Here is an 18,232-nt window from a genome sequence, read left to right as displayed (position 1 = left end):
ATCGATGCTCGTGTGCCGAAGCGGCATCCGCTGTTCGGCGCAGGAGAAAACCTGTCAGCCTTCCTTCTTCTGCTTGACCGGGCGCTGCCAGCTGTCGATGGTGACCTGCCGCGCCCGCGAGACCGTCAGCTTGCCCTCGGGCGCATCCTTGGTCAGCGTGGTGCCGGCACCCAGCGTCGCGCCCTTGCCAACGCGCACCGGCGCCACGAGCTGCGTGTCGGAACCGATGAAGACGTCGTCTTCGATGACGGTGCGGAATTTGTTCGCGCCGTCGTAGTTGCACGTGATGGTGCCCGCGCCGATGTTGACGCGCGAGCCGACCGTGGCGTCGCCCACATAGGCCAGGTGGTTGGCCTTGCTGTGCGCCGCGATCTGGCTGTTCTTGACCTCGACAAAGTTACCGATGTGCACGTCTTCGGCCAGCTCGGTGCCCGGGCGCAGGCGCGCGTACGGGCCGATGCGGGAGTCGGCGCCAACCTTGGCACGCTCGATATGGCAGAACGGCAGAATCTCGGCGCCGGCTTCGATCGCCGCATCGCGGATCACCGCATTAGCGCCGATGCGCACACCGTCAGCCAGCGTGACGCTGCCCTCGAAGATGCAGTTGACGTCGATCACCACGTCGCGGCCGCACGTGAGCTTGCCGCGCACGTCGATGCGCGCCGGGTCGATCAACGTCACACCGTCTTCCAGCAGTTGCTGCGCGAGGTTGCGCTGGTGAATGCGCTCCAGCTCGGCCAGTTGCACCTTGCTGTTCACGCCCAGCGTTTCCCACTCGGCCAGCGGATGCGCGGACGTAATGGGCACGCCTTCGCTGGCAGCACGCTCGATCACGTCGGTCAGGTAATACTCGCCCTGCGCGTTGTCATTCGACAGCGTCGCGAGCCAGTTCTTGAGCTTGGCCGTCGGGCACACCAGGATGCCGGTGTTCACCTCATGGATGGCGAGTTGCGTTTCGTTGGCGTCTTTCTGCTCGACGATGCGCGTGATGCGGCCGGCGGCGTCGCGCACGATGCGGCCGTAGCCAGTCGGGTCACCCAGATGCACGGTCAGCACGCCCAGGTGGTCATTGCCGGCGGCGCCCACCAGGGCGTTCAGCGTTTCAGCGCGGGTGAGCGGCACATCGCCGTAGAGCACGAGGGTGGGCACGCTCTCGTCGAGCTGGTCCACGGCCTGCATGACAGCGTGGCCCGTGCCAAGCTGCTTGTCTTGCGTGGCGAAGGCGATGTCGGTCGCGCCGACCATCTCGCGCACCCGGTCGCCACCGTGGCCCACCACGACCACCAGCCGCGTCGGCGACATGGTGCGGGCGGTTTCAATGACGTGCGCCAGCAGCGGTTTGCCGGCCAGGGGGTGCAGCACTTTCGGCAGGGCGGAGCGCATGCGTTTGCCCATGCCTGCAGCCAGGATGACGATATTCACAAGGAGGTTCCTAGAGTGACTCGAAGCGATAGCCTGCGACGGGTTGCCGGCACCGGGAATGGCTGCCTGTAACCCACCGCCCGCCACCTCCCCTCAGGATGGCCGGACCGCCTGCAAACCCTTCTGCGGGGCGCTTTTGCGGCGTATAAGACACAGATGGAAAAATTTTAGCATGGGGCCCGCCCTCCCCCTGAACCGGTCAAACGGTGGAATTGTTGCAATCGCGCCATGACCGAGACGGGTAGACCGCCGGCCGGTCGGACGGATGGCGGACGTGCGAAATGGCGCGCCGCGCGCATGAGTGCGCCATACGACACTCGATATGGAGCGGGCTGCGCTCAGTTTGCCGCCGCCTCTCCGGGCACGGCTTGCTCGGCGGACTTGTCGCCGGGCTTGCGCTCAAACCGCACGAACTCGATCCGGTCATCGTGCGAGCCGGCAAACACCAGTGGGGCCTGGTCGTAGGCGGTCTGGCCGAACAGCGCGTCTTCGCCGATCTTCGCCAGGCCCGTGGTCAGGCCGTTGAAGTCGAACAGATCGGTATCGGCCAGGTGCGACGGCACGACGTTTTGCAGCGAAGCGAAGATGTTGTCGATGCGGCCCGGTGTCTGGCGCTCCCACTCCAGCAGCATCTCCTTGACCTTCTTGCGCTGCAGGTTTTCCTGCGAGCCGCAAAGGTTGCACGGAATGATCGGGAATTCCATCGCGCGGGCGTACGAAGCGATGTCCTTTTCCGCGCAATAGGCGAGCGGCCGAATGACGATGTGGTCGCCGTTGTCGGTGGCCAGCTTGGGCGGCATCGACTTCATCTTGCCGCCGAAGAACATGTTCAGGAAGAACGTGTTGACGATGTCGTCGCGGTGGTGACCCAGCGCGATCTTGTTGGCGCCCAGCTCCTTGGCCGTGCGGTAGATCACGCCGCGGCGCAGGCGCGAGCACAGCGAGCACGTGGTCTTGCCCTCGGGCACCTTCTCCTTGACGATCGAATACGTGTCCGCCTCGACGATCACATACTCCACGCCCAGCTTCTTCAGGTAGTTGGGCAGCACCTCTTCCGGAAAGCCCGGCTGCTTCTGATCGAGGTTCATCGCGATCAGTTTGAAATCGACCGGCGCGCGCTTCTGCAGCGCCATCAGCACCGACAGCATCGTGTACGAATCCTTGCCGCCGGACAGGCACACGAGGATGGTGTCGCCGTCTTCAATCATGTTGAAGTCGCCGATGGCGCGGCCAACCTGCGACTGCAGTCGGGTTTCGAGGCGGTGGAAATTATTGGAAAACGTCATGGCATCTCGACCCCGCCAGCGCTGAATAATGGCCGAACGGGCGTCAAATTGTGAGGAAAATCAGCATTTTAGCGCGCACGGGGCGCCCTCTGCAGGGTCACGCGAACAGGCCTAGAATCGTTTGCCTATCTTCTGCTCGATGGAAACGAACCCCATGACGACAGCAATGCGGATTCTGGTGCTTGGCGCCGGTGGCACCGGCGGTTATTTTGGCGGGCGGCTCGCCCAGGCCGGCGCGGACGTGACGTTTCTCGTGCGGCCCGCGCGCGCGGCGCGGTTGCGCCAACACGGTCTCGTGATTCGCAGCCCGCACGGCGATGCGCAATTGCCCGTGCAGACCATCACCGCGGACCAAGCCACGGCTTGGGGCCGCGCCGACCTGGTGCTACTGAGCTGCAAGGCATACGACCTGGAAGATGCCATCACCGCGATCCGCCCCGTGGTGGGCGAGCGCACGGTGGTGCTGCCGGTGCTCAATGGTCTGGCGCATCTGGAACGGCTTGATGCCGCGTTCGGGGAATCGCGCGTGCTGGGTGGGCTGTGCCACATCAGTGCGACGAGTGCGCCGGATGGTGCCGTGCTGCACCTGAGCAATGGCCAAGGCGCCGCCGTGCACTCCATCACCTTTGGCGAGCGCACGCCGCATGCGCCGCGCGAGCGCACCGAAGCAATCCGCGACGTGTTTGCCACGGCCAACTTTGATTCGGTGCTCGCCGAAAACGTCATGCAGGACATGTGGGAGAAGTTCACGTTCCTCACTTCTCTGGCCGCGATGACTTGCCTGATGCGGGCAACGGTGGGCGAAATCGTCGCCACGGACGAGGGCGCTGCGCTGAATGAAGCGATGTTCTTGGCGTGCGAGCGCGTGGCTGCGGCGTCGGGGTATCCGAATCGGCAGGCGGCGCGCGAACGTGCGCTGAATGTGCTGACGCAGGCTGGGTCACCGCTGACGGCATCGATGTTGCGGGATCTTGAGAGTGGCGGGCGTGTGGAGGCAGATCACATCGTGGGAGACATGCTGCGCCGCGGGCGGGCGTTGGGCGTTGATGTGTCGCTGCTGCGGGTGGCGTTTGCGCATTTGCAGGCTTATCAGCAGCGATTGTTGCGGGCGGCTGTTTGATTGTTTTGCGTTTGTGGTTCATCCCCGGTTTCATCCCCTGCCGGGGCTGACTCACTTTCTTTGTCTTGCCAAAGAAAGTAAGCAAAGAAAGGCGCGCCCGAGATGGCGACTTCCCCTTGAATTTTCATAACCGGGCGGAGACGGGAAAAACTCGCTGCGCTCAAACAGTTTCCCGTCTTTTTTCCGCCCGCTTACGAAAATTCAAGGCGCCATCTAGGGCAGGGTACGGCCACACCGACTGAAGGCTTGGGTTGTCGATTTGGTTTCCCTTTGTCGTGGGTTTATTGCCAACCGCCACCCAACGCCTGCATGAGCGCGGCACAGTTGAGCAGCCTGTCCGCGCGGCTCTGCACCTGCTCCAACGTCGCCTGATCGGCCTGGCGTTGCGCATCGAGCAGCGCGAGCGTGGTGACGCCGCCTGCGGCATAGCCCCCCCATTTTCTGCATTTCAATAAATCTGAATTTAATTCCCTTGAATTAAATTCAGATGTTTCCTATGAGCTTTTTTCTGCGAATCTGAAAACCTCCCTGCCTTCGATCAGATGAGTCGTGACGGCAAAGCGCCCCCCTCCGCCACGCACCTCAATTGCCAAGGGAGAAGTTCGCATGGGCAGTCATTTGCCTGTTTCCGCACGCACCGTTTCTGTCAGCGGCCCTGCGCTGCCGGACGTCATGGGCAAACCGCTTTTCACGTTCGTTCGCCTGCAAGGCACAGAAAACCTGTGCAGTTTGTACGAATACGAAGTCGAGCTGAAAACTCCTGACAAGGATTACAACTTCGGCGGCCCAGAAGGCAATTTCGATCTGCGCGCCATGAATGGCCGTGAGCTGACCGTGCGCGTCGAGCTGGACGGCATGGGAACGGGGTTAGATGGCGGCGTCGGTGCCGGCTCGCGCGAGATCAGCGGCATCGTAGACCGCGCTCGCTACTTGCGTGCCGAGGGCCGTCATTTTGTTTACGGCCTGACCCTGCGCCCCTGGCTCTGGATTGCTTCGCAAAACCGGAACAGCCGGATCTTTGAGAACAAGACCGATATTGAGGTCATTGAAGAAGTCCTGTCGGCGTACAACTTCCCGGTGGAGCGTCGCCTCGACACGGCGAAGTATCCCAGGCGAATCTACCGAACCCAGGCCGACGAGAGCGATTACGCCTTCATCGCCCGCCTCATGGAACATTGGGGCATTTCATGGTTCTTCGAACATGTGGAAGGCAAGCACAGGCTGATCCTCGCCGACATGCCAGGTGCCTACCGGCGCCCTGCCAGCGAGGCATATCACACGCTGGAGGTATATCCGCCGGACTTCAAGCCGGATCAGGAACACTTGGACACCTTTGCCGTCGTCGACGCAGTGGTTGCGGGCAAGTACACGACGAGTGCCTATAGCTTTACGCAGCCGCGTGGCGATCTAACCGCCAGCAGTTCCGACCCGCGCGACACGGGTATGAACAGTGGAAACGTACATCAGGAGGTCTACGACTTCCCGAGTGAGCACGCGCAGCCGACCACCGACAACCGCCCCTGGAACGAGGGCGACATGATTGCGCGCATCCGCATGGAAGCGGTTCGCTCGCGCGGCCTGCGCTGCTTTGGCACGGGCAATCTGCGAGCAGTCATCCCCGGCCATACTTTCGTACTGCAAGGACACCCGCAGAAGGCAGCCAACCGCGAATACGTGGTGATCGGGGCCAACCTGACGCTCGAAGATGTGGCTGCAGCTTCAGGTGAGGGCCAGCGCTGGCATTGCCGCGTCGAGTTCGAGTGCCACCCAACGCATGAGATTTTCCGGCCAGCGCGCAACACACCGTGGCCGGTCATCACAGGCCCGCAAAGCGCGACCGTTGTCGGTCCGGATGGCCACGTCACCCATGCGGATCAGTACGGGCGGGTCCGGGTCGAGTTTCCGTGGGATCGCTTCAAGAAAATGGCCTGCTGGATGCGGGTGTCCACCTCGTGGGCCGGTTCGCAGTATGGGCAGATCAGCATTCCGCGAATCGGGACGGAGGTGCTGGTCAGCTTTCTGGACGGCGGCAACCCGGACAAGCCCATCATTACGGGCGCCGTCGCCAACAGCTTGAACATGCCCCCCTGGCGCCTGCCGGACCAGCATGTCCTGACCGGCATCCGCACGCGCGAGCACGAGGGCTCACGCAGCAACCACCTAGTCTTTGACGACACAAAGGGGCAGATTCAGGCGCAACTTTCGTCAGACCACCTGACCTCGCAGATCAGCATGGGGTACCTCACCGGGATACCCAATCATGCCGGCCGTCAGGATAAGCGTGGCGAGGGGCTGGAGGCACGAACCGATGGCCATGCCTCGCTTCGGGCCGCCTTGGGCTTGCTGCTCACCACCCACCGGCGCGATAAGGCCGATGGCGGAGCGATGAGCATTGAAGACGTGATCGCACTCATGCAGGAGGCGCTCACGCTGGCTGACTCGCTCGCACAAAGCGCCGTCAACGCACAGGCCCAAGCCGGCCAGCAGAAAGAGGTCGCCAAAGCGCTGCGCCTGCAGGCAGAGGCAATCCAGGGCGGCGGCAAGCTGGCCGAATTCCGCGAGCCACACATCGCCATTGCCAGCCAAGCGGGCATCGCAACCTCGGCGCCGGGTAGCACGCATGTCGCCAGCGGAGAACACATCGCGCTGACCAGCGGGCAACACCTGTCGTTCTCTTCCGGCGGTGGCCTGTATGCCACCGCAACTGAGCGCTTTTCGCTGTTCGTGCAGCGCGATGGCATCAAGCTGTTCTCCGCAAAGGGCAAGGTCGAGGTGCAAGCGCAATCGGATGCGATGAACCTGGTCGCGCAAAAGGTACTTCGCCTTCTTTCCACGACGGATTGGGTCGAGATCAGCGGCAAGAAGGGCATCCGCTTGAACGTGGGCGGCAATGAGATTCGCATCACACCGGAAGGCATCGAGAACTTGTCGGCCGGCAAGTGGGCGGTCTACTCGGGCAGCAAGCTGCTCACCGGCCCCAAAGCGGCCCCCTACGCCATGCCCACCACCAAGCTCTGCACCCACCTGGCTGAGGGCGCAGCCGCCAGCGGCGCGGGTGCCGTGCCGCTGCATTGAGGATGCTGATGACCCAATTCTCAACCAGCCACATCAGGCCGAAAGACTGGCCACAAACATGGGACAGCGGAATTCTGATACTGGATTTGCTCAACCATGATCCGGCGTTACTGGACCTATCGGAACTGCCTCTGCTGGAATGCCTGCCGGCCGGCATCGGCGACAACGCCCACCTGATGCCGGTGTTGCTCAACCTGAGCGAAACCCCGGTTCACATGCAACAAGCATTGTTGGCCCAAGCTTGGCAGAGCGCCCAACGCGGCGACCCACCGTTTGTCTGCGCCCGGCTACAAGGGCCCGCACCTGCAAATGAAGTCGCCGACCATCTGGCGGCCCGCCTGACCGGCACCGACCATGCGGGAGGGCGTGCGCTCTGGCGCTTCTACGACCCGCGCGTCTTCATCCACATGGCCTGGCTGCTGCGTCCAGCGCAGCTACAAGCGCTGTTCGGCCCTTGCCAGCAATGGGGCTTTGCATGGGCCGGAGACTGGTACGAACTGGAACGGCCCTCGGCGTCCGAGCCCACCGACGCCGACCCTCGCCCGTGGTGGCCCGACGCAAAGCAATGGCGCACGGTGCAAAACGCTGTGTGCATCGAATGTGCGTTGGCACGCGTTGCCTTCAATGCCAAGCCTTCTGTCTCGCAGGCCCCTGCCGTTGATCGGGCACTGCGCCACGCCGCGGAAACCCTGCACCTTTCGCTCGACAGCGATCGCCAGACCTACGCCACCCACGCGGTCGCCTTCGGCCGCCCGTTTGAAGACCAGCCCAAGCTACAAGCCGTATGGCCTGCCGTTGCCAGTGGGGAGTTGTCCCTGCGCCAGGCACTGGCTGTGCTCACGCGCGACGACTGGAAACTCATGACGATCATGGCGCGCACTGCCAAACAGTTCACCGGTTCGTAACATCATGATCAACATCCAATCCGCTGTAGACCGCTTCACCCCACCGGTGCATGGCTGCTCGTTTTGCGATCGCAGGCCAGGCCTAGCCGTGCTGCCCGTGCGCTATGCCGTGGTCGGGCCAGAAGACAAGGAAGGCGCACCACCCCTGGCCGGCAACTTCCACATCGAGCACGCACCCACGCAACTCGGTGGCGGTGCTCAGTACACGCTGCGCACCATGCGGCCGGGCTTCTTGTATGTCTTCCATGAGGCCACGCTGCACTGGGATTGCTATCTCGTGGTGAACGGCGGGCATTTGTGGAAGATCATCCCCGAGCGCCCGACACCGCCCAGAGTGTCAACGGAGTTCTCTTGCAGCGTGGGCATCGGGCACGGTTACATGTCGATGTACTTCACGATTCCCGACCCAAAGCGTGCAACGCGGGTCTGGTATGCGTACTCCCACGTGGCCTGGACACCGGCGCAGCTTGATGAAAACAAGTTCAAGCCGGAGGTGCGCGCTCAACATATGCAGATGCTCAACGTGCAGGCTTGGTTGGACAGCGCCAATCAGCCCCACGCCGCGCGCTCGACCGAACTCGGCAAGCATGTGGCCTCGTTTGCCATGCCGCCTAAGGATCAGGACGAGGCGTTTCGCCATTTGTCTGCACCGCCGCGCATCAAGGCCGGTGACCGCCTTGATCTCATTGGCGAAGCGGCCGGCGCCATCCTCTCCCTGGCAATGGAGCGCGCCTCCCCTGGACATGCGCTCATGCTGGCATGCAATGACCCGCTGGCGATGACGGAAGACCTGGCGCTGCTTTCCAATGACGTGCTGCACCCCAAGGCGCACGACGGTGTCGTCTGGGACAAGAAGACCGATTTGCTGCTGAATGCGCTGGAGGCCAACATCCGCGAGAACGCGGTCCGCAATATGACCAAGGAGGCCGAGGACGCGGCCGTGGAGAACGAGCGCAACGGCGTAACGCTGGAGGGGTACCCAACGTATGAGTTCTTGTCTGCGGTCTTCTCGCCGGAAAAGACCGCCGCACGGTGGAAGCGGGAAGATGCCGAACGCGAGGCAGACCGTCAGACCAAGCAGGAGGACGTTGCCGAGGCGGCATGGAAACCGTATGCGAAGGTGCTGGACAAAAGCATGCGACATCGAGACCACGGGCCGCGTCTGAAGGCCCTCAATGAAACGATTCTGGCGCCGATTGCGAGGTCGCACGCGCAGTGGCTGATGAGCGGCCAATTGGAGCAGTACATGTCCTACCGCCACGACTCGCGCGACATTGCGCACGGCTGCGTGTACAACGAGGCGATGGCACGCTGCCTCGAACACGGCGTGGGAAATGCCGAATGCCTAGGGGTGGTCAAGCGATGGTGTGACGAGGCCAATCCGCTCAACCCCAGCAATCTGCTGGCGCGTGGACTGCACTTGAACCATGACGAACTGATCAAGACAGCCGCCGGCTACACCGACCAGGGCCTCGCCGCCATGTTGGAGACATTCAAGGCGATTCTGGACAAGTTCGATCAGACCTCCAAAGCCATGGCGCTGCCCGATCAGCTCAGCAAGATCGGCCTCATGCCGCGCCTGACCTGGGTGCTGGGCAACCAGATCATTCCGGCGCTAGCCCATTCTCTACACACCAAGACCGCCAGGATGTTCCTCAATGGCTTGAGCCTGGCGGGCGGCGTGCGCTTAGTGGGAATCAGTCGCGACGTCATGAGCGTCCGGCACACGGTGCTCCATGACCTGAACACCACCAATCCCGCGCTCTACAAGCATTTGGGTCGCTCGCGCCGGCGCGAGGAAGCCGTGGTGGTGTCTAGGCGCGCCAAGCGCATGGCGGCTAACAGCAACCTCGTCTGGTACGACAAACGCGATCTGGCGGCCGCCAAGGATTTGGCTTCGCTACAACTGCGCGATCAACACGAAGTGCCCGGCCTCAAGCAGGTGCGCGCGGTGCTCGGCTCGCGGCACGTGAATATCGGCGCGGTGTCCGTCATCTTGCAGGGCCTGGCGTTGTTCCATGCCACGCAGTCCTTCCGCGCAGCGGGGGAGTTTGATGAAGAGGAGACAGGCATGAAGCTGATGGGCGGGCTGGTCTCCATGACCGGCACGCTCATGGAGCAGGCGGGCATTTTGGTTGAGAAGGCACCGACTCATCCGTTTGTGGCGCGGGTCATGCGGGCTATACCTCAAGAAGAGTGGATTGCGAAGGGCCAGCGACTGGCTCAGCGAGGGAGATGGATTGGCTTCGCTGGCGCGCTCGTGGGGATCGGGTGGGATGGGGTTCATACGGTCCAGGAAGCTCAGAAAGGGAACATCCTCCTCACGGCCCTGTATGCCGGATCTGCCATCTCTGGACTATCCGCGACAGCCGTTTCTGCGGGATTTGTCGGCGGCATGGCCTGGCCCTTCCTCGTGGTGCTCTTCGGGGTAAACGTCGGCATCAGCATCGTGGACGCCCCTGCCACCCTGAAGTGGGCACAGCGCTGCCGCTTCAGCGCACCCGGTGGCGAACCCAAGTTCCCCAGCATGGAAGACGAGTCGTTTGCCTTCAGCCAACTCGGGATTCGAGTCGAAGAGGAGCAACCGAGGTGATCAAGATTTCGTTTCCGAGCAAGGATGAGCGCTTGCCGCAGTCGATCTATGCCAAGCAGAAAGGCAAGCCGCTTGGCGAATGGGAGATGCAACATCGGCTTCGCATTGACAGGCCCGTGCTTGAAACCGTGGAAGAAATGGGCAATGTGTATCGCATCGACTCCACTTGTCTGGAAATCATCGATGACGCGCAGGACCAAATTCAGATCATGGGGCTGGGATCAGTGATTTGCATAGCGGCCACGGCATTCTCGTTGGGTTGGTGTGGCATGTGGGTGGCCGGCCCTTTTGTCGATAGCCCTCAAACAATGGCTCAAGACGGCTATTGGTTCTGGACGATTCTGGGTGTGGTCACATTCGTGGCGTTCACCGCCTTTTTCAGCACTGTCGGATACGACATCCTGCGCCGCAACCTCTTTACCCTGAAGCGCCGCCCCATCCGCCTGAACCGCAAGACCCGCCGTATCTACGCCATCCGCACCAAGGACCCTGACGGCATTTGGGAAGTGCCCTGGAGCAACGAGGAGTTCTTCTGCATTGGCAAGCGCAAAGTCAGCGGCTTTAAGCGCAGCTATGACATGTACGACGTGCGCCATTACACGCTGGACGAACACGGCAACGTGGTGCGTGCCTTTGTGCTCGGGCAAATGGTGTTCACCGTCGAGCAGGCTCAACTGCAATGGGAGTACTTCCGACGCTATATGCAAGACGGGCCCGCCAACCTGCCCGAGCCCTACCGCTTCTGGGCACCGCGCGAGACCTTTGCCGAAGGCTACAGAATCTGCTGGGGGCCGAGGTTTACCGATCTGTTCTTTGCATCCATGCGCTACGTCATGTTGCCCTTCACCTTGCTGGAGGCGACCTGCCGCTGGCTCACGCTCATCACCTGCAGCGACCCCGGGTGGCCCGCCGAGATCGAAGCGGCCTGCAAACCCGAGCCGAACGACCCTTACGCCCGCCCCTATGCCGATGACTTTATCGGCTTTTCCAGTGGCCCCAATGGCCACCCCTCGCGCGATGACATCGACCGGATGCTGGCGCTGGAGAAATACCGGCGGCGGGAAGGCGTTCTCACGCGCGCCGAGGCGGAGGCACTTATTCAGAAACTGGCGGAGGCGAGCACATGACAACGATCACCACGACGCCTGTGTTGTATGTGGTGCTTGCGAGGGATCGAGGGCCAAGCGGCACGAGCACAACCTCGCTGCTGATCCGCGCGCTCAAAGATGACGGTGGTGCCGTACTGGGCTGCTATCTATCGCCGTTTGACGCCATGATGGATATGGTCCGCAAGGACAATCCCGATTGCGAGTACCGATCAATCCGGCTGGACTCGCTTCGCCCCCAGGACCTGAGGGCGGCATTTCCAGCAGGTGTCTCGCTGGAAATCCTCTGCGGCTTTCGTGCAAAGGACGCGCAACTATTGGATGGTCAGCAATCTCCCCTGGTCAGCTACCGCTTACAGCGGGACATCCGACTTCAGCTTGACCAAGACGAACTGTGCATAGATTTTCCAGATGATGTCCTGCGCGAGATTAATCATCTGCATGAGGGCGTCGGCCTCTTCGCTTGGCAGGAAACCGCACAGCGGATATCCACCACGTGGAAGCAGGCGCAGATCACACACACAATGCACAGTGCCTTTCATAAGGCGAATCACGTTCGCGGCCTCGTGCCGAGCGATGCAGATCAGATTGGGCTATTCGACCCCGAGGCGGAAAACTGGCACTTCGTGCCGTACATCCCGCTAGAAATTCTGAAACGCCCGCCAAATCGTAGGAGGTAGCACCAATGGATGAACTACAAGGAAGCATGATCACTGTCGGCTGCCAACACTCGCACGGCGGACACGTCACCACAGGCTCATCAGAAAGTCTGCTGGATGGCAAACCCATTGCCCGCCTGCACGACATGGTGGATTGCCCCCTTCATGGCCCAAACAGCATCAGTAAAGTCAGCTCAGACATGCTGATTGATGGCCAGCCCGCAGCCCTTCACGGCGACATGACGGAATGCGGCGCGACGCTCATCGGAGACGGCAGCGCCGTCGTCATATAGCGCGCCAGTATCACGCAGAGGCTACTGCCAACCGCCACCCAACGCCTGCATGAGCGCGGCGGAATCCAGCAACCGATCCGCCTGGCTCTGCACCTGTTGCAGCGTGGCCTGATCGACCTGGCGCTGGGCGTCCAGCAACGTTAGCGTGCTGATGCCGCCGGCGGCGTGGCGAGCTTCGGCGGCGCGCAGGGTCTGTTGCGCTTGGTCGGTTGCCAGCGCTCGGGCCTGCAGCGTTTGGGCGTCGTTGTTGACGGCGTGCAGGGCGTCGGCCACTTCTTGCAGACCTTGCAGTACGGCTTGTTTGTAGGCGGCGCCGGCTGCATCGTAGGCGGCTTCGGCTTCGCGTTTTTTCGCGCGCAGGGTGCCGCCGTGGAAGATTGGCTGCGTGAGCCCGGCGCCCAGGTTCCAGATGCTCGACCCGGCGCCCAACAGGTTGCGGAAGCTGATGGTTTCCGAACCCAACCCTGCGGACAACGTGATGCGTGGGAACAGGTTGGCCGTGGCCACGCCCACGTTGGCGCTGGCTTCGTGCCACATCGCTTCGGCGGCGCGAATGTCGGGGCGTCGCTGCGCGAGCGTGGATGGCAGCGACACCGGCAGCGGATCGGGCAAATGCAGCGCGTCAAGCGACGGCAGCTCCGGCAAGCCGGCGCCGGGCTCGCGGCCCAGCAATACCGATAGACGGTGCCGCTGCTGCGCGGCCTGTTGCGTGAGCGGCGGCAACGTGGCGTCGGTCTGCGCGACGAGCGTGCGCTGCGAGAACGCATCGACCTGCGCGACGCCGCCCACGCTCAGCCTCCGCTCAGTGATTTCCAGCTGCTTGCGCTGCTCGGCCGCCAATCGCTGTGTGGTGGCGATCTGCGCTTCCAGCGCGGCAATCCGCACCGCCGTCGTCACCACATTGCCCGCAAGGGACAGCCGCGCCGCCTCCAGCTCATAACGCTGTGTATCGACCTGCGCTTGCGATGCTTCCAGCGCGCGGCGCACGCCGCCAAAAATATCCAGCGCATACGACACCGACAGCGACGCCGAATACAGCGTGAACGGCCCCGGCTTGGGCGTGTTGAAACCGAACGCCTCCGGGTTGATCTGCTGACGCACGGCCGACACGGTGCCATCCACCGAAGGCAACGCATAGCCGAACTGCGCCTGCGCTTCGGCCTGCGCCTGACGCAAGCGCGCCTCTGACTGCATGACCGTCGGGCTCGCGCGCAACGCCTCGTCCACCAACGCATCGAGCGCGGGGGACCGGAACAGGCGCCACCAATCGGCCGGCACGTTGGCATCGACAAGATGCTGCGCTTCCCCGCCAACAACGGGCGCGGATGCGGTTTCGCGCGAGACGGGCTGCGCGGAATACCCGTTAGCCGCAGGCCCCGCCGGCGCTTTGAAATCGGGACCGACGGCACAGCCGCTCAGAGATAACGCGGCAACAATCACAACGCCAAGCAACCGCTCGCCACCCAACAACGCACGCCCCACCGCCAATAGGTGCCCACCGATGGTTTGGCCGTACCCTGCCCTAGATGGCGCCTTGAATTTGTGTAAGCGGGCGGAAACAAGACGGGGAACTGTCTGAGCGAAGCGAGTTTTCCCCGTCTCCGCCCGGTTACATAAATTCAAGGGGAAGTCGCCATCTCGGGCGCGCCTTTCTTTGCTTACCTTTCTTTGGCAAGACAAAGCAAGTAAGTCGGCCCCGGCAGGGGACGAAACAGGGGATGGACCACCAACATCACTCCCCTCGCCCCACGAAATCCGCAGCATCCACATAGCCACCTCAATCCAACGTCTTGCGATAAAACCGCAACGCCACCCCCAGCACCACCACCGTAAACACCATCAACGGCCAGATGCTCGGCCACAGCTCAAACCAGCCATTGCCCTTGAGCAGGATGCCGCGCGTCAGCCGGTTGAAGTACGTCATCGGCAGCAGGTTCCCAATCACCTGCGCCCACTTGGGCATCCCCACGAACGGAAACATGAAGCCCGACAGCAGGATGTTCGGTAGGAAGTAGAAGAAAGTCAGCTGCGTCGCCTGCAGCTGGTTCTGCGCCAGCGACGACAGCGTAATCCCCACCGTCAGGCTCGCCACGATAAACAGCAGCGCCGACACGTAGACCATCCACACGCTGCCGACAAACGGAACCTGAAAAACGAAAAACGCCATCAGCAGGATGATGGTCACCTGCACCAGCCCGATGAAGATGTACGGCACGATCTTGCCCGTCATCACCTCGAGCGGATGCACCGGCGTGGCGAGCAGGTTTTCCATCGTGCCGCGCTCGCGCTCGCGCGTCATGGCCAGGCCCGTCATCATCACCATGGTCATCGTCAGGATGGTGCCCATCAGACCGGGGATGATGTTGTATTGCGTGATGCCTTCCGGGTTGTAGAGCTTGTGGATGCGCACATCGAATGGCGGCGCTGTGCTCGCAGATCCGCCCGCCCCCCCGGCCAGCGGTGACAATGCGCCCTTCATATCCTTGCTGACGACGCCCTGCACCAGTTGCGAGAGGGACGCTACAGCCAGGCCGGTCGCGGCAGGGTCGGTGGCATCGGCCTCCACGAGCAGCGAGGGCTTTTCGCCGCGCACCAGCTTGCGTGTGAAGTCCGGTGGAATCGTTACGACAAACTGAAGCTGGCCCTTGGCAAGCGCCTCGCGCCCGGCGGTTTCATCCGGCAGCGTGGTGGCCAAGTCGAAGTAGTCGGAGTTGCGCATGCTGGCCAGGAAGCTGCGCGTGAACTCGCTCTGGTCTGCGGCAATCACGCCGGTCAGCAGGTGCTTCGGGTCGGCGTTGATGGCAAAGCCAAACAGGAAGAGCTGCATGATCGGAATGCCGATCATCATCGCGAACGTCACGCGGTCCCGGCGCAGTTGCAGGAACTCCTTGAGCACCACGCTCCACCAACGCACCAACGAAAAGCGATTGGCGTCCGGCTTCATGGTTGCGCCCCGTAGTTGTCGGAGGAGCGCTTCATCATGTGGATGAACACGTCTTCGAGGCCGGTGTCGATCGGAGCGGTGCGGGCGCCGAATTCTGCGGCGAGCTTGCGCAGCGTGCCCTCCAGCGCTTGCGCATCCGCGCCGGTCACGTGCAGCACCGAACCAAACGCGACGGTCTGATCGACGCCGGGCTGCCCTTCGAGCTTGCGGCCCAGTTCCACGAGATTGCCACCCGAGACCGACCACGTCGACAGGCGCTGCGCGGCGATCACTTCATCGGCGGTGCCTTGTGCGAGCAGCTCGCCATACGCGATGTAGGCCAGCTTGTGGCAGCGCTCGGCCTCGTCCATGTAGTGCGTGCTGACGAGCACCGAGATGCCCTCCGCCGCCAGCCGGTGCAGCTCTTCCCAGAAATCGCGGCGCGCTTTCGGGTCGACGCCGGCGGTGGGTTCATCGAGCAGCAGCAGCTCAGGCTTGTGGAGCATGCACGCGGCCAGCGCCAGGCGTTGCTTCCAGCCGCCCGACAGCGCGCCCGCCAGTTGCTTGGCGCGCGAGGCCAGCCCGAGATGCTCCAGCGCATGATCAACCACCTCGCGCCGATTGGGCATCTCGTACAGGCGCGCAACGAAATCCAGGTTCTCCCGAATCGAAAGATCGTCCCAATACGAGAACCGCTGCGTCATGTAGCCGACGCGCCGTTTGATCTGCGCAGACTCTTTAAGGATGTCGTAACCGAGGCACGAGCCACTGCCGCTATCGGGCGTCAGCAGCCCGCACATCATGCGGATCGACGTGGTCTTACCGCTGCCATTGGGGCCCAGAAAGCCAAAGATCTCGCCGCGCGCGACCCGCATGGAGAGGTCTTTCACAACGTGCTTGTCGCCGAAGTGCTTGTTCAGGCCATGCACGTCGATGGCGTAGTCGCCGTTACGTGTGTGCGGTTGACCGTCGTGGCTGGTAGCGCTCATGGCAGCGTCACCTCCACGGGTTGGCCCGGGCGCAGCTTCGGGCCATCGGCCGCGGTCGGCCGCGCTTCCACCATGAAGACAAGCTTGTCGCGCGTCGTATTGCTGTAGATGACGGGCGGCGTGTATTCGGCTTCGGTGGCGATGTAGGTAACGGTGGCGTTGATATCCGCCGCGCAGCCATCGCAGTGCAGGCGCGCGGCTTGCCCCGGCTTGAGCGCGCCGAGCACGCCTTGCGGCACGAAGAATCGCACCTTGACGTTGGCCGCCGGCAGCATGCGCACCACGGGGCTGCCGGCGCCGACCCACTCGCCTTCGCGATACAGCGTGTCGAACACGAGACCGCCCTGCGTAGCCTTCTGTGCCTTCTGATCGAGCCGCCATTGGGCTTGCGCCACAGCCGCACGCGCCGCTTCCACCTGGGCGGATTGCGCGCGGATCTGGTCATTGCGCGCCGGCAACTGGGCAATGCGCAGCTGGTTGGTCAGTTCACGCACGCGCTGCGCGTTGGTCTGCGCGCTGGAGCGGCTTGCATCGAGCTGCGATTGCGCGATGCCACCTGCGCGGAACTGCGCTTCGTCACGCGCAAGCTGCGTCGACGAGAGCTTGTCCGCCGCCACCGCCTGGGCCAGTTGCGCGCGCACCGCGTCCACTTCCGGCACGCGCTTGCCGACGTTCAGATCGGCAAGCTGCGCTTCGGCGCCTTGCAGTTGCGCGGCAGCCTGCTGGCGGGCCGCCGTCTCGTCCACCGATTCCAGCACGAAGAGCGGCGCACCCGCGTTGACGGTCTGCCCACGCTGCACACCGAGATGTTCGAGCCGCCCGCCCACCGGCGAGGCCACGTAGACGAACTCGCCTTCCACATAGCCCTGGTAGGTGCGGTCGTCGTGTTTGGCGCAGCCCACCAACACCATTGCCGCAGCCGATACCGCCGCCACACACCCAGCCCTGCCGATGCACAACGCTTGCCGCATACCGCCCTCCGCGGGATTCGATTGGTTCGATTGTTGCGATTGATTCGATTGCGTGCCGTGTTCGCCTACTTGCGCCCCGTGCTCTCAGGCGTCGACTTTGGCTTCGTCTTCTGCCTGCTGGCGTCCTCGGGCGGTGCGACCGGGCCGATACCGTGCAACAGCAGCGCGGCCACGTGCCGCCCGATGTCCTCGTCGCTGACCCGATCCGCCAGCGGCAGGCGGCCCCAGAGCGCGCGCGTTGCCAAAGGCAGCATCGCCAGGCCAATCACCGACACCATCACCAGCGGTGGCTGCAGTGCCGCGTTCACCGCCCCGGCGGCTTGTGCGCGGGCAATGCGGTCGACCAGCAACGTGGCGCGCTCCAGCGCAATGCGCGCGAACACACGCTCGCGCAACTGACCGCCCTCGCTGGCGATCTCGCGAATCCATAGCGTCGGAAACCACGGCGTGGCCTTGGCCACCGCCACCATGCGCTGCGCGACACCGGCCATGGTCTGCGCGAGGTCAGGCAGATGCGCGCCATCGGCGATGATCGCCAGCGCAGGGCCCGTCACTTGATCGATCAACGGGCGGATGCGCACCTCCACCACCGCATCGAGCAACTGATCGCGCGTCTTGAAGTGGTAATGCACCATCGGTGCAGTCACCCCGGCTTCGCGCGCGATGGCGGCAAGCGTGGTCGGGCCAACGCCGTCGCGCGCAAACAGGGTGACAGCGATGTCGAGCAAACGGTCGCGGAGGCCGTCCTGCGCCGCGCCATCCTGACGACGGGGGCGGCCCGGGCCGCGCGGGGAAGGTTTGCGGGTTGCCATGCCGCAGATATTAATTGTCTAGTTAATTAATTTCAAGGCGGCATTTGGCGGATCGCAAATCGGCCTGGAAGGTCGCGA

General features: G+C 63.1%; 14 protein-coding genes and 1 pseudogene. 7 read left to right on the top strand and 8 right to left on the bottom strand.

Features of this window, described 5'->3' with window-relative positions; all coding sequences use genetic code 11:
• Nucleotides 1-54: 54 nt before the first annotated feature.
• Together glmU and ttcA are read right to left on the bottom strand one after the other, a co-directional pair.
• Nucleotides 55-1,422 carry a bifunctional UDP-N-acetylglucosamine diphosphorylase/glucosamine-1-phosphate N-acetyltransferase GlmU gene (gene glmU, locus RP6297_RS00340; RefSeq protein ID WP_037027995.1) on the bottom strand — a complete coding sequence of 456 codons (1,368 nt, stop codon included), beginning with the start codon at nucleotides 1,420-1,422 and terminating at the stop codon, nucleotides 55-57.
• A gap of 338 nt (nucleotides 1,423-1,760) precedes the next feature.
• Complete coding sequence (gene ttcA / locus RP6297_RS00335) at nucleotides 1,761-2,708, bottom strand: tRNA 2-thiocytidine(32) synthetase TtcA (protein WP_037027994.1); 948 nt, start codon at nucleotides 2,706-2,708, stop codon at nucleotides 1,761-1,763.
• A gap of 166 nt (nucleotides 2,709-2,874) precedes the next feature.
• On the opposite strand from ttcA, the gene panE reads away from it, so the two are divergent.
• On the top strand, nucleotides 2,875-3,828 hold the full coding sequence (gene panE, locus RP6297_RS00330) for a 2-dehydropantoate 2-reductase (RefSeq protein WP_037027993.1): 954 nt from the start codon (nucleotides 2,875-2,877) through the stop codon (nucleotides 3,826-3,828).
• A gap of 281 nt (nucleotides 3,829-4,109) precedes the next feature.
• On the opposite strand, the pseudogene RP6297_RS00325 reads toward panE, so the two are convergent.
• Nucleotides 4,110-4,256 (bottom strand): annotated as a pseudogene (locus RP6297_RS00325) (TolC family protein); the annotation flags it as partial.
• A 178-nt stretch (nucleotides 4,257-4,434) separates the two neighbouring features.
• On the opposite strand from RP6297_RS00325, the gene RP6297_RS00320 reads away from it, so the two are divergent.
• From RP6297_RS00320 to RP6297_RS00295, 6 genes are read left to right on the top strand one after another with little or no spacing between them, the layout of a single operon-like run.
• Nucleotides 4,435-6,903, top strand: coding sequence for a type VI secretion system Vgr family protein (locus RP6297_RS00320; protein ID WP_037027992.1), 2,469 nt, complete (start codon nucleotides 4,435-4,437; stop codon nucleotides 6,901-6,903).
• A 2-nt stretch (nucleotides 6,904-6,905) separates the two neighbouring features.
• Nucleotides 6,906-7,808, top strand: a complete 903-nt coding sequence (locus RP6297_RS00315; RefSeq protein WP_037027989.1) for a DUF4123 domain-containing protein — start codon at nucleotides 6,906-6,908, stop codon at nucleotides 7,806-7,808.
• 4 nt (nucleotides 7,809-7,812) lie between these two features.
• Nucleotides 7,813-10,401 (top strand): T6SS effector BTH_I2691 family protein, encoded by a 2,589-nt coding sequence (locus tag RP6297_RS00310; protein ID WP_037027986.1) that lies wholly within the window; start codon nucleotides 7,813-7,815, stop codon nucleotides 10,399-10,401.
• On the top strand, nucleotides 10,398-11,528 hold the full coding sequence (locus tag RP6297_RS00305; protein WP_037027984.1) for a DUF6708 domain-containing protein: 1,131 nt from the start codon (nucleotides 10,398-10,400) through the stop codon (nucleotides 11,526-11,528). The genes RP6297_RS00310 and RP6297_RS00305 overlap by 4 nt, the downstream gene beginning before the upstream one ends.
• Nucleotides 11,525-12,187 carry a hypothetical protein gene (locus tag RP6297_RS00300; protein ID WP_037027982.1) on the top strand — a complete coding sequence of 221 codons (663 nt, stop codon included), beginning with the start codon at nucleotides 11,525-11,527 and terminating at the stop codon, nucleotides 12,185-12,187. The genes RP6297_RS00305 and RP6297_RS00300 overlap by 4 nt, the downstream gene beginning before the upstream one ends.
• Before the next feature lie 5 nt (nucleotides 12,188-12,192).
• Nucleotides 12,193-12,459 (top strand): PAAR domain-containing protein, encoded by a 267-nt coding sequence (locus RP6297_RS00295; RefSeq protein WP_012760890.1) that lies wholly within the window; start codon nucleotides 12,193-12,195, stop codon nucleotides 12,457-12,459.
• Between the two features lie 21 nt (nucleotides 12,460-12,480).
• Here the strand turns inward: RP6297_RS00295 and RP6297_RS00290 are convergent, their stop codons facing one another.
• The 5 genes from RP6297_RS00290 to RP6297_RS00270 all read right to left on the bottom strand — a co-directional run bounded on the left by RP6297_RS00290 (nucleotide 12,481) and on the right by RP6297_RS00270 (nucleotide 18,154).
• A complete protein-coding gene (locus RP6297_RS00290; RefSeq protein ID WP_306303466.1) occupies nucleotides 12,481-14,223 on the bottom strand; it encodes an efflux transporter outer membrane subunit in 1,743 nt (580 codons plus the stop codon).
• A gap of 13 nt (nucleotides 14,224-14,236) precedes the next feature.
• Nucleotides 14,237-15,403: an ABC transporter permease gene (locus RP6297_RS00285; RefSeq protein ID WP_037027977.1), complete on the bottom strand. Its 1,167-nt coding sequence runs from the start codon at nucleotides 15,401-15,403 to the stop codon at nucleotides 14,237-14,239.
• The gene (locus RP6297_RS00280) at nucleotides 15,400-16,371 is read right to left on the bottom strand and encodes an ABC transporter ATP-binding protein (RefSeq protein WP_037027975.1); all 972 of its coding nucleotides are present in this window, start codon (nucleotides 16,369-16,371) and stop codon (nucleotides 15,400-15,402) included. Before RP6297_RS00280 ends, RP6297_RS00285 begins: the two co-directional genes overlap by 4 nt.
• The gene (locus RP6297_RS00275) at nucleotides 16,368-17,342 is read right to left on the bottom strand and encodes an HlyD family secretion protein (RefSeq protein WP_037027973.1); all 975 of its coding nucleotides are present in this window, start codon (nucleotides 17,340-17,342) and stop codon (nucleotides 16,368-16,370) included. Before RP6297_RS00275 ends, RP6297_RS00280 begins: the two co-directional genes overlap by 4 nt.
• A 65-nt stretch (nucleotides 17,343-17,407) precedes the next feature.
• Nucleotides 17,408-18,154 (bottom strand): TetR/AcrR family transcriptional regulator, encoded by a 747-nt coding sequence (locus RP6297_RS00270; protein ID WP_037027971.1) that lies wholly within the window; start codon nucleotides 18,152-18,154, stop codon nucleotides 17,408-17,410.
• Between the last annotated feature and the right edge of the window lie 78 nt (nucleotides 18,155-18,232).

It is taken from the genome of Ralstonia pickettii (genome assembly GCF_016466415.2).
GTDB classification, from domain to species: Bacteria; Pseudomonadota; Gammaproteobacteria; order Burkholderiales; family Burkholderiaceae; genus Ralstonia; species Ralstonia pickettii.
The sequence above is the reverse complement of the archived record's forward strand: the minus strand, read 5'-3'. Positions and strand labels throughout refer to the sequence as shown.